A 12,179-nucleotide genomic window follows, 5' to 3' on the forward strand; every position below is an offset into this window, starting at 1 on the left:
GGTCACGCGGCGCGCGCCGCGGCACGGGCCAACCACAGCTCGCGCCGCGACGCACGCGTCGTGATGGTCAGCTGATCGTGAGCTTGCGGGTGTCCCCGTTTGCCTTCTTCGGCAGCGTGAGCGCGAGGACGCCGTTGTCGTAGGACGCCTGCGCCTTGGCGCGGTCGATGTCCTGCGGCAGCGTGAAGCTGCGGAACGCGGTGCCGCAGTAGCGCTCGGTGTGCAGCTCCTTGCCGTGCTTCTTGCTGGTCTCGCGCTTGACCTCGGCGTTGATCGTGACGCGGTTGCCTTCGATGGACACGTCGATGTCGGATTTCGCGACGCCTGGCAGGTCGACCTTCACCAGGTAGGCGGTGTCGTTGTCGGTCACGTCCATGCGCAGGTCGAGCGGGGCGTCGAAGTCGCGCAGCATCGAGCGCAGGCCGAAGCCGCGGACGAGATCGCCGATGTCGCCGAGGGTGTCGACATTCGCGATCTGCTTGAACGGATTGAAGCGGGTCAGCGTGTTCATGGGATGTCTCCGATGGAAGGGATGCCGGGACGCGGCGATCGCACGTCCCGCAACGGCCATCGTAGGTTGCGCGACGCGCACGGCATTGACGCAGGTCAATCCTTCGAATGGGACGGGAAACGCCGTCCATCGAGCGGCTTGTTGATCTGCATCAACGTGCCGCTGCGCGCCGGCTCGCACGCTGCGGACATGGAGTCCGTGCACGCAATGTGTCCGACCGATCGCGGGGCCGCCACATCCGGAGGGCGCACCGCGGATGCGCTGCAGTCCGCGGACGCAAAGATCCTGATCGTGTATTTCTCGCGCACCGGCGTGAGCCGCCGCGTGGCGGAGGAGTTGCGGACCCTGCTCGGCGTGTCGCATTGCGATATCGAAGCCGTCAGGGAGGTGCATCCTGGCAGGGACGGGCGGCTGCGGCGGGCGTTCGACGCGCTGACCGGCAACTTGCCCGGCGTCCATCCGCGCGAACTGCATCCGTGGCGCTACACGCTGGTGGTCGTCGGCGGGCCGGTGCATGCGGGATTGCCGGCCGCGCCATTGCGCAGTTTCGTGCGCGGGCTGGCGCTGCACGGATCCGAGGTCGCGCTGTTTCTGGTGGGGGGCAGGCGCCCGCGCATGCGTGCGTTCGCCGACCTGCAGCGGCACCTCGGCCGCACGCCGCTGGCGCAGCTGTGGGTGCCGGCCGCCGAGGTGACGGACGGACTGCATGCGCCGCGGCTGCGCAGTTTCTGCGCGACGTTGCGCGGCGCCCTGCAGGCCATCGGCACGCGCACGGCGCAAACGCACCGCAGGAGCCGCGCCGTCCCCGGCGACGACGCAGACGTGTCATGAACGCCGCGCCCCGTGTGCATCGCGCGGACGAACGCGAGACCGCGGCGGCGGCGGCAGGCGCGGACCGCGCCTTCAGGGGCCTGCTGGCACGACTCACCGGGGCGCTGTCGCCCGCATCGTCCGCGCTCGCGCTGTACGACTGGATGCTGCACCTGGCCGGCGCGCCCGGCCACCAGCTCGCGCTGACGCGCCTGGCCACGCGGGACGCGCTGGCGCTGCTTGTCCCCACACATGCCCGCGCGGAAGCCCAAGAGACTGCGGCCGCCGCCCGCTTTGCCGACGTGGCGTGGAACAGACCGCCGTACGACGCACTTCGCGATGCCTTCCTCGCCTGCGAGCGCTGGTGGCAGGCCGCCACGCACGGCGTGCCGGGCGTGGCCCCGCACCACGAGCGACTGGTCGCCTTCGGCGCGCGGCAGTGGCTGGACCTGCTGTCCCCGACCAACACGCTGCTCGGCAACCCGGTGGCCTGGCAGCGCACGGTGGCAAGCGGCGGCGCCAATCTCGTCGCCGGCGCACTGCACGCGATCGAGGATGCCGAGCGTCTGCTGCTCGACCTGCCGCCGGCCGGCACCGACGCGTTCGTGCCCGGCAGGACGGTGGCGTGCACGCCGGGTAGGGTCGTGCTGCGCAATCGCCTCGTCGAACTGATCCAGTACGCGCCGACGACGCGGCGCACGCGTCCGGAACCGATCCTCCTGGTGCCGGCATGGATCATGAAGTACTACGTGCTGGACCTGACGCCACGCGATTCGCTGGTGCGGTTCCTGGTCGATGCCGGCTTCACGGTGTTCTGTCTCTCGTGGAAAAACCCGGACGCGCAGGACCGCGGTCTCGGCCTGGAGCACTACCTGGATCTGGGCGTCCGTGCGTCGCTCGACGCGATCGGGCAGATCCTGCGCGGTGCGCGCGTGCATGCGGTCGGCTACTGCCTCGGCGGCACGCTGCTGGCGATGGCCGCGGCCGCGATGGGCCGCGACGGCGACACGCGCCTGGCTTCGGTCACGCTGCTCGCGGCCCAGACCGACTTCACCGAACCGGGTGAACTGGGCCTGTTCATCGACCACAGCCAGGTCGCCTACCTCGAGGACCGCATGGCCGACACCGGCTACCTCGGCGCACGGCAGATGGCCGGCGCCTTCCAGATGCTGCGGTCCTACGACCTGCTCTGGTCGCGCCTGGTGCGCGACTACCTGCTCGGCGAACGCGCCGCGCCGACCGCGCTGGCGGCCTGGAACGCGGACACCACGCGCATGCCGGCGCGCATGCACGCGCAGTATCTGCGGCAGCTGTTCCTCGACAACGACCTGGCCGCGGGCCGCTATCGCGTCGACGGCCGCCCGGTGTCGCTGCACGACATCCGCGGTCCGGTGTTCTGCGTCGCCACCGAGCGCGATCACGTCGCGCCGTGGCCGTCGGTCTACAAACTCCACGCGTTGACCGATGCCGATCTGACGTTCGTGCTGGTGTCGGGCGGCCACAACGTCGGCATCGTCAATCCGCCCGGCGCGGCGCGCGGCGAATTCCGCCAGCAGCGGCGTGCGCCGGGCGCGGCGACGCCGACCCCCGATGCCTGGCGCCAGGCCACGCCCGCCGTGCCGGGCAGCTGGTGGCCGGCGTGGCGCGACTGGCTTGCCGCGCGCTCCGGTGCGTTGCGGCAGCCACCGACCCTGGGCGCCCGCGGCGCGCGCCCGCGTGCCGACGCGCCAGGCACGTACGTGCATGTACGCCAGCCGCACCGACCCAACCCATCGAGGACGATCCCATGACAGCACCGACACTCAATGCACCGTTCGCGCTGATGAAAGCCTCCTTCGAGCTGATGCTGCGCATCAACGGCACCGTGCTCGAGGCCCAGCGTCGCTGGCTGGAAGCGGGCGCGCGCTGCGCGGACGAATCGATCGAAATCGCCGAGACCGACACCGACCAGGTCGCGCACGCCGACGGCTGGACCCGTTTGCGCGAATTGCCGCTGGCGTTCGGCGGCCAGTGGATCGACGCCGCGACCCGCTATCTGCAGCGATCGATCGAGACCGCGATGACCAACCAGACCAACGTGCTGACCGGACTGCAGAACGCCGCGGCGATCTGGCAGGACGAGTGCGCGCAGGCGCTCGGACGCGGGGCCACGACGGCGCCGCTGAGCACCTCGCTCAACGCCCTGTTCGCCCCGATCCTGGCGGGACGGGAGAGCGGCGACGGGCAGGGCGCCGCTGCCGCGGACGCGCCGCCACCTGCGCAGGCCGCCCGCGCGAAGCCGCGCGCACGGCGCAGCTAGCACGATGGAGACCGAAGCCGGCGCCCGTCCCGCGCTCGCGGGCAAGGCCACGCCCGCGTTGCGCAACCGCACCTTCGAGGAACTGGCGATCGGCGACCGCGCGCAACTGGTCCGCACCCTGAGCGACGACGACATCCGCCTGTTCGCGCTCGTCTCGGGCGACTGGAATCCGCAGCATGTCGATGTCGCCTACGCGGAACGGACGCCGCTGCGCGGCATCGTCGCGCACGGCATGTGGGCGGGTGCGCTGCTGTCGGCCGTGCTCGGCACGCAGCTGCCGGGGCCGGGCACGGTCTACATCGCGCAGACGCTGCGGTTCCTGGCGCCGGTGCGCGTGGGCGATACGGTGACCGCGGCGGTCACCGTGGTCGCGCGCGATCCGGACACACGCCGCGTGCGGCTGGCCTGCCGCTGCACGAACCAGACCGGTACCTGCGTGCTCGCGGGCGAGGCGGATGTCATCGCGCCGGCCGAACGTGTCGAGCGCAGCGTCGTGCAGCTGCCGGGCATCCGCTGGGTCGAGGCCGGCACCGCCACCGTGCTCGAGCGCGCGCGCGGACTGCCGGCGATCCGCGTCGCGGTGGTGCATCCCTGCGATGCGCCAAGCCTGCAGGCGACGGTCGCCGCCGCGACGGCAGGGACGATCGCGCCGCGCATCGTCGCCCCGCGCGCGCGCATCGATGCGCTCGCCGCGGCCCACGGTCTCGACGTGCATGCCTTCGAGATCGATGACGTGCCGCACAGCCACGCCGCGGCCGCGCGCGCGGTGGCGCTGGCGGCCGGCGGCAGTGTCGATGCACTGATGAAGGGGAGCCTGCACACCGACGAACTCATGTCGGCGATGCTCGCGCACGACGGCGGCCTGCGCACGGAGCGGCGGATTTCCCACTGTTTCCTGCTGCAGACGCCCGCCTATCCACGGCCCTTCATCCTCACCGACGCGGCGATCAACATCGAACCCGACCTCGATGCCAAGGCCGACATCGTGCGCAACGCGATCGATCTGGCCCACGCGATCGGCGTGGCGGAACCGCGCGTCGCGATCCTCGCCGCGGTCGAGACGGTGAACGGACGCATGCGCGCGACGCTCGATGCGGCCGCGCTGTGCAAGATGGCCGATCGCGGACAGATCGCCGGTGCCGCGGTGGACGGCCCGCTCGCGTTCGACAACGCGATTTCGCCCGTGGCGGCCGCACGCAAGGCGATCCGCTCGCCGGTGGCCGGCCAGGCCGACATCCTCGTCGTGCCGGATCTGGAAAGCGGCAACATGCTCGCCAAGCAGCTGATGTATTTCGGCGATGCGAGCAGTGCCGGCCTGGTGCTGGGCGCGCGTGTTCCGATCGTCCTGGGCAGCCGCGCCGACACGGTGCGGCAACGCGTCGACGGCTGCGCGCTGGCCGCGCTGTTCCTGCACGCCGACCGGCACGCCCCCGCATGAGCGCCGGGCGATGGGCGCTGGCGCTCAACTGCGGGTCGTCGAGCATCAAGTTCGCGCTGTTCGATGCGCGAGCCGAGCCGATGCCGGAGACCGCGGCGTGGCGCGGCGAGGTCGAAGGCATCGGCACGCCGCAGGCGACGCTGCGCGAGGGCGCGGCTGCGACACCGTTGCCCGCGGGCGCCGCATCCACGTTCGCATGCGCGGTGCAGACGGTGTGCGGGCGCGTGGACGCGTGGCTCGGCGGTCGCCCGCTGGCCTACGTCGCGCATCGGGTGGTGCACGGCGGGGGGCGTTTTGCCGGCCCGGTGCGTGTCGATGCCGGCGTGCTCGCGGCGCTGCGCGCTGTCTCGCCGATGGCGCCGCTACACCAGCCGGCAGCGCTCGACGCGATCGAAACGTTTCTCCGGCAAGGCCCGGACCTGCCGCAGGTCGCCGGTTTCGACACCGCGTTCCACGCGACGCTCCCGGCGGTCGAAACCATGCTGCCGCTGCCGCCCATGTCGCCGGAACTGCGCCGCTACGGATTCCACGGGCTCTCGTACGACTATGTCGCGCACCGACTGCGACGCGGCATCGGTTCCTGTACCGTCGGCCGCGTGATCGTCGCCCACCTGGGCAACGGCGCAAGCCTGTGCGCGCTGCGCAATCTGCGCAGCGTCGCGACCACGATGGGGTTCTCCGCGCTCGATGGCCTGATGATGGGTACGCGTTGCGGTTCGATCGATCCGGGCCTGCTGCTGCATCTGCTCGAACACGAGGGCTACACGCCGCGTACGCTCGCCGATCTGCTCTATCACCGCGCCGGCCTGCTCGGAGTCTCCGGCCTCTCGGCCGACCTGCGCCAGCTGCTGGCGCCAGACGCGGGCCGGCGCGCGCAGGACGCGGTGGCGCTCTACGTGCATCGCATCGTGCGCGAGATCGGCGCCATGACCGCCGTGCTCGGCGGGCTCGACATGCTCGTCTTCACGGCAGGCGTCGGCGAACACAGCGCGGAGGTGCGTTCGCGCGTCTGCGACCGGCTCGGGCATCTCGGGCTGCGCCTCGATGCCGCGGCCAACGCCGGGCATCGCGCGACGATCTCGGCCTACGGAAGTCGCGTCCGCGCGTGCGTGGTGCGAACCAACGAGGAATGGATTCTCGCCACGCAGGCGCGCGCGGCGCTGGCAGCAACGGTGGCCCGCACCGCCGTCGTGCAGGCTTGATGCGGATCAATGAGGCACGCGCGCGATTGCGCGAGGCTGGGTGCCACGTCGCCGGAACCGTGCCATGTCCTCCAGCAATCGCGTCCTGCCCGCACCGACGGACGGATCCGGACCCGCGGGCCTGAGCCGGGACGAGGCTGCGCGCCGGCTGCTCGCCGACGGGCCGAACGCACTGCCCGAGCCGCCGCGCCGCGGCCTGCTGCGGCTCGCGTTGGAGGTGCTGCGCGAGCCGATGTTCCTGCTGCTGACGGTGGCCGCCGCGGTGTACCTGGTGGTCGGCGATCTGGGCGAAGGGCTGATGCTCGCGGCCTTCGCGGTGATGACGATCGGCCTTGTGGCGGTGCAGGAAGCGCGCAGCGAACGTGCGCTCGCGGCCTTGCGCGCGCTCGGTGCACCGACCGCGCGCGTGCTGCGCGAGGGGCAGGCGATGCGCATCGCCTCGAGCGCGGTGGTGCGCGGCGATTGTCTGCTGGTGGCCGAGGGCGAGCGTGTGGCCGCCGACGCGCTGCTGCGCCGCGCCGAATCGCTGGCGGTCGACGAGTCGCTGCTGACCGGGGAGTCGGTGCCGGTGGGCAAGGTGTCGGCGGCCGGGGATCTGCCGTCGGTGCCGCCGGGGGGCGATGCGTCCCCGTGGATCTACTCGGGCACGCTGGTGGTGCGCGGGCATGGCGTCGCCGAGGTTGTGCACACGGGACTGGCCACGCAGGCCGGGCGCATCGGCGTGTCGCTCGCCACCATCGAGTCGTCGCCCACGCCGCTGCAGCGGACCATCGGCCGCCTGGTGCGCGTGTTCGGCGCCTGCGCGCTCGCGCTGAGCGTCGCGCTGGTGGTGCTTTACGGCCTGCTGCGCGGCGACTGGCTGGAAGGATCGCTCGCCGGCATCGCGTTCTCGATGGCGATGTTGCCGGAAGAATTCCCGATGGTGCTCGCCGTGTTCCTCGCGCTCGGCGCGTGGCGGCTGGCGCGTGTGCACGTGCTGGTGCGACGCCCGGCCGTGGTCGAGACCCTCGGCGCGACGAGTGTCGTCTGTCTGGACAAGACCGGCACCTTGACCGAGAACCGCATGCGCGTCCGTGCACTGGTCGCAGGCACGCAAGGCTGCGGGATCGACGGCCCGGGACAGGTGCTGCCACCGGCGTTCCGACGCCTGGTCGAGGTCGCCGTGCTGGCGTCGAACCCGCGTGCGGTCGATCCGATGGACCGGGCCTTGATCGAGCTCGGCGCGCCGCCGGCCGCCCGTGTCCTGGTACGCGAGTACGGGTTGACCGACCACCGCCCGATGCTGGTGCACGTCTGGCAAGGCGCCGACGGTGCGCTCATTGCCGCCGCGAAAGGCGCGCCCGAGGCGATCGCGACCTTGTGCGGGCTGGACGCCGCAGCGCGTGCGGCGGCAATGCGGCATGTCGACGAACTCGCGCGCGGCGGGGCCCGCGTGCTGGGCGTCGCCGCGGCGGTGCCTGGCGACCTGCGCACACCGCCGGACGATCCATCTGCCATGCCGTTCGAATGGCAGGGCCTGGTCGCGTTCGAGGATCCGCTGCGGGCCTCGGCCCGGGACGCGGTCGCCCGGCTGCGCGCGGCCGGCATCGCCGTGACGATGATCACGGGCGACCTTCCGCAGACCGCGCTCGCGATCGCCGCCGCGGCCGGGATCGACATCACGGCCGGCGCCGTCACCGGCGCGCAGATCGATGCGATGGACACGGACATGCTGGCGGCGACGCTTGCGTCGGTGCGCGTGTTCGCACGCGTGCGACCCGAGCAGAAGCTGCGCCTGATCGAGGCGTTCAAGGCGAGCGGGCAGGTGGTGGGCATGACCGGCGACGGCGTCAACGACGCGCCGGCGCTGAAGGCAGCGCACGTCGGCCTTGCGATGGGCGCGCGTGCGACCGATGTCGCGCGCGAGGCGGCCGCCATCGTGCTGCTCGACGATGACCTCGGCCACCTCGTCGACGGTGTGCGCGAGGGCCGGCGCATCTACGACAATCTGCAGAAGGCAATGAGCTACATCGTGGCGATCCACGTGCCGATCGCCGGACTCGCGCTGCTGCCGGTGCTCGCCGGGCTGCCGCCGCTGCTGCTGCCGGCGCATGTGGTGCTGACGGAGATGGTGATCGACCCGGTCTGCTCGATCGCCTTCGAAACCATGCCGGGCGATCCGGACGCACTGCAGAAAAAACCGCGCGACATCCGCGCGGCCATGCTCGGTCCGGGCCCGCTCGGGCTCGCGGCGGTGCAGGGGATGCTCGTGCTCGCGGCCGCGCTCGGCGTCTTCGCGCTGGCGCACCGCGCCGGCGTCGTCATGGACGAGGCACGCGCGCTGGCGTTCGTCGCGCTGACGGCGGGCAATCTCGCGCTGGTGCGGGTCAACGCCGCGCCCGGCGCGACGCTGCCCCACCTGCTCAGGCCGGGCTACGGCGCGTACTGGACGGTCGCGACCGTCGCCGTGGCCGTGGTGGGGCTGTGCCTGTGGTTGCCGCCGCTTGCATCGCTGTTCCGTTTCGTCGCGCCGTCCGTCGCGGCGACGGCCGTCGCCGCGCTGGCCGGTGCCGCGGCCGCGCTGTCGTTCGACGTGATCAAGGCGATGCGCTCGCGCGCCCGGATGCGGGCGGCCGACGCGAGCATCGTTCCGTGAGCGGCCGCACCGGGCGGCCGCGGGAGGCGAACATGTGGGATGGCTACCATCTGACGCGCGATGCGGCACGCGCATACGAGATCGCCGGCATCCTGGTCCGGCACGGTTGGGGCGACCTCGTGCAACGCACGGGCCTCGCCGCCGCGCTGCGTCGCGCCGGACGCCTGCTGCCGCTCGCGCACGTGGCACCGCCCGAGCCGCTGCCCGCAGCCACGCGTGTGCGCATGGCGATGGAGGCGCTCGGGCCCACGTTCGTCAAGCTTGGCCAGATCCTCGCGACCCGCGTCGACCTGTTTCCGCCCGACTGGATCGCCGAGTTCGAACGCCTGCAGAGTCATGTGCCCGCGGTGCCCTACGACGCGATCCGTGCGCAACTGACCGAGGATCTGGGCGCGCCGCCCGACGCGGTGTTCCTGCGCATCGATCCGGCGCCGCTCGCGGCTGCGTCCATCGCGCAGGTGCACCGCGCGCAGCTGCACGACGGCACCCAGGTCGTGGTGAAGGTGCGACGCCCCGGCATCCGCCCCGTGATCGAGGCCGACCTGCGCCTGATGCAGCGCGCCGCCGCCGCGATCCACGCGCACATGCCGGAGCTGCGCGCGTTTCATCTGCCGGAGGTGGTGGAGCAGTTCAGGCAGTCGCTGCTGCGCGAACTCGATCTCGCGGCCGAATGTCGGCACGCCGAGCGCATCGCCGCCGCGTTCGCGGGCGATGCGGCGCTCGTCGTTCCGGCGGTGCGCTGGGACTACACCAGCGAGCGCGTCAACGTGCAGGACTGGATCGACGGCATCCCGATCGCGGACATCGCCGCGCTGGAGCGCGCCGGCATCGACCGCAGGGCACTGGCGCGCGCCGGCGCCCAGGCGATCCTGCGAATGATGCTGCTCGACGGCTTCTTCCACGCCGACCCGCATCCGGGCAACGTCTTCGCCCTGTCCGGCAACCGCATCGCGCTGATCGATTTCGGCATGGTGGGACGGCTGTCGCGGCGGCGGCGCGGCGAGGTGATCGCGCTGCTGCACGGCCTGGTCGAACGCGACGCGACCGCGGTGGCGGAGGTGCTGCTCGACTGGGCCGGCCGCGAGGCGACCGACGAGCGCCGGCTGCAGGACGACGTCGACGCGTTCATCGACCGCTACCACGGCGTCACCCTCGACCGGCTCGACCTCGCCGGCATGCTGCTCGACACCACCGTGTTGCTGCGCCAGCACCGTCTGGCGCTGCCGCCGGACCTCGCCCTGATGGTGAAGGTCTGTATCACGCTCGAAGGTCTCGGACGCTCGCTCGACGGGGAGTTCGACATGGCCGGCGAAGCGGCACCGTTCCTGCGCCACGCGATGCGCGCACGCTACGCGCCGCGCGCGGTCGCCGGTCGCAGCCTGTCCGCGCTCGCCGTCGCTGGCGACCTGCTGGCGGACGCGCCGCGGACGTTGCGCGCGCTGGTGCGCGCGGCGCGCGCCGGCAAGGTCCGCATCCACCTCGACCTCGAGCAGCTGCAGGCGTTCGGGCGCCAGGTCGACCACTCCGCCAACCGCCTGGCGATGGGCCTGGTGCTGGCGGCGCTCATCGTCGGATCGTCGATCACGATGACGGTCGCGGGCGGGCCCACGCTCTGGGGCCTGCCCACATTCGGACTCCTCGGCTTCATCGGTGCGGTGCTCGCCGCCACCTGGCTGCTGGTGTCGATCTGGCGCAGCGGCGGCGGCAAATAGCTGCCGCTCCGTCGCTGCGCAACCGTCCGATTCGTTGACGCGGATCAAGGTGCACGTCCCGGCACGGCGCAACGATGCCGGCGCGTCAATGCACACCCCTTGGAGACTTCCATGAACGACAACGAATTGCGTCAGAACGTCATCGACGAACTCGACTTCGAACCGAGCCTCGATGCGGCGAACATCGGCGTTGCAGCCGAGCGCGGCGTGGTCACGCTCACCGGTCACGTCGCCAGCTACTTCCAGAAGATGTCGGCCGAGCGCGCCGCGTGGCGCGTGAAGGGTGTCAAGGCGATCGCCCAGGAGATCGAGGTGCGCCTGCCCGGCGACCGCCAGCTCGCCGACGACGAGATCGCGCGGCGCGCGGTCAACATCCTCGCGTGGGACGAGTCGGTGCCCACGGATGCGGTCAAGGTCCGCGTCGCGTCCGGCTGGGTCACGCTGAGCGGCAGCGTGCCGTGGAACTACCAGCGCACCGCGGCCGAATACCAGGTGCGCAAGCTGTCGGGCGTGGCCGGCGTCATCAACAACATCGAACTCGTGCCGCAGGTCAGCGCGGTCGACGTGCGCCAGCGCATCGTCAGCGCGCTCAAGCGCAACGCCGAAGTCGAGGCGGACCGCATCCGCATCGACGTGCGCGACAACGGCCTGGTGAAGGTCGAAGGCGTGGTCGACGACTGGGACGAACGCCAGGCCGTGGAGCGTGCGGTCTGGTCGGCCCCCGGCGTGCACCGCGTCGAGGACCACCTCCGCATCATGTGACGCATCGCGCGCGCCGCGCGGCTGCCACCGCGCGGCGCGCGCTCCCGTCGACGAACGCCAGGAGCCGCCGTGAGCCAGACTCTCGCACCGACCAATCCCGCCGCCACCGCGCGCTGGGTCGAAACCCTGCGGGACGGATCGCAGGTGCTGATCCGTCCGATGCACGCCGACGACGCGTCCGCCGAACGCGCCTTCATCCGCGCCCTGTCGTCCGAGAGCCGCCGCATGCGTTTCCTCGGGCAGATCGGCGTGCCGAGCGATGCGACCATCGAACGGCTGACGCACGTCGATGTCGCCACCGAGGCGGCCTTCGTCGCCAAGCCGGTCGGTGGCGAGGACGGGCCGATCGTCGGCGTCGCGCGCTTCGGCATGGACCGCTCGAACGTGCGCTGCGAATGCGCGGTGGTAGTCGACGATCACTGGCAGCACCGCGGCCTGGGCACGCGCTTGATGCAGCACCTGATCGATGTCGCGCGCCAGCGCGGCGTGCGGGCGATGTACTCGATCGACGCGGCGGAAAACCAGCCGATGGCCGAGCTGGCCCGGTACCTCGGATTCACGCGCCGGAGCGATCCCGACGATCGCTCGCAGGTCATCCACGAGCTCGCTCTCTGATCGAGCCCGTGCTGCCGTGGTGGAGCGAGTCGCGCGGGGTGCGCACGCGTTCCGGCGCACTGGACGGAGCGCCTCGTCCCGTTGGACGGGGACTGCACTCGCGCGTCGATCGTCCGGCACCCACGACGCGATCTTCCGCTTGATCTGCGTCAAAACGTCATTCCGCGGCAGGCGCACAGTGCAGTCACGGCCCGC

At 71.8% G+C, this 12,179-nt stretch carries 10 protein-coding genes; 9 read left to right on the forward strand and 1 reads right to left on the reverse strand.

The genetic code is table 11. From position 1 onward, the window contains the following. Positions 1–67: 67 nt before the first annotated feature. Positions 68–511, reverse strand: a complete 444-nt coding sequence (locus HNQ52_RS00280; protein WP_183958620.1) for an Hsp20/alpha crystallin family protein — start codon at positions 509–511, stop codon at positions 68–70. A gap of 66 nt (positions 512–577) precedes the next feature. On the opposite strand from HNQ52_RS00280, the gene HNQ52_RS00285 reads away from it, so the two are divergent. From HNQ52_RS00285 to HNQ52_RS00325, 9 genes are all read left to right on the forward strand, one after another. Beyond that, positions 578–1,342: a flavodoxin family protein gene (locus HNQ52_RS00285; protein WP_183958621.1), complete on the forward strand. Its 765-nt coding sequence runs from the start codon at positions 578–580 to the stop codon at positions 1,340–1,342. Further along, a complete protein-coding gene (locus HNQ52_RS00290) occupies positions 1,339–3,111 on the forward strand; it encodes a PHA/PHB synthase family protein (protein WP_183958622.1) in 1,773 nt (590 codons plus the stop codon). The genes HNQ52_RS00285 and HNQ52_RS00290 overlap by 4 nt, the downstream gene beginning before the upstream one ends. Then, positions 3,108–3,620 carry a hypothetical protein gene (locus HNQ52_RS00295; RefSeq protein ID WP_183958624.1) on the forward strand — a complete coding sequence of 171 codons (513 nt, stop codon included), beginning with the start codon at positions 3,108–3,110 and terminating at the stop codon, positions 3,618–3,620. Before HNQ52_RS00290 ends, HNQ52_RS00295 begins: the two co-directional genes overlap by 4 nt. Positions 3,621–3,624: 4 nt before the next feature. Beyond that, complete coding sequence (locus HNQ52_RS00300) at positions 3,625–5,058, forward strand: bifunctional enoyl-CoA hydratase/phosphate acetyltransferase (protein WP_183958627.1); 1,434 nt, start codon at positions 3,625–3,627, stop codon at positions 5,056–5,058. Continuing rightward, positions 5,055–6,260 (forward strand): acetate/propionate family kinase, encoded by a 1,206-nt coding sequence (locus HNQ52_RS00305; protein WP_183958629.1) that lies wholly within the window; start codon positions 5,055–5,057, stop codon positions 6,258–6,260. The genes HNQ52_RS00300 and HNQ52_RS00305 overlap by 4 nt, the downstream gene beginning before the upstream one ends. Before the next feature lie 64 nt (positions 6,261–6,324). Further along, entirely contained in the window at positions 6,325–8,895 is a 2,571-nt protein-coding gene (locus tag HNQ52_RS00310) for a cation-translocating P-type ATPase (RefSeq protein ID WP_183958631.1), read from the forward strand. A gap of 32 nt (positions 8,896–8,927) precedes the next feature. Beyond that, positions 8,928–10,607 (forward strand): ABC1 kinase family protein, encoded by a 1,680-nt coding sequence (locus HNQ52_RS00315; protein ID WP_183958633.1) that lies wholly within the window; start codon positions 8,928–8,930, stop codon positions 10,605–10,607. Positions 10,608–10,718: 111 nt separating this feature from the next. Continuing rightward, a complete protein-coding gene (locus HNQ52_RS00320; RefSeq protein ID WP_183958635.1) occupies positions 10,719–11,369 on the forward strand; it encodes a BON domain-containing protein in 651 nt (216 codons plus the stop codon). 69 nt (positions 11,370–11,438) lie between these two features. After that, positions 11,439–11,984 carry a GNAT family N-acetyltransferase gene (locus tag HNQ52_RS00325; RefSeq protein ID WP_343059115.1) on the forward strand — a complete coding sequence of 182 codons (546 nt, stop codon included), beginning with the start codon at positions 11,439–11,441 and terminating at the stop codon, positions 11,982–11,984. The last annotated feature ends 195 nt before the right edge of the window (positions 11,985–12,179 follow it).

This window comes from Chiayiivirga flava (assembly GCF_014202825.1).
GTDB lineage: Bacteria > Pseudomonadota > Gammaproteobacteria > Xanthomonadales > Xanthomonadaceae > Chiayiivirga > Chiayiivirga flava.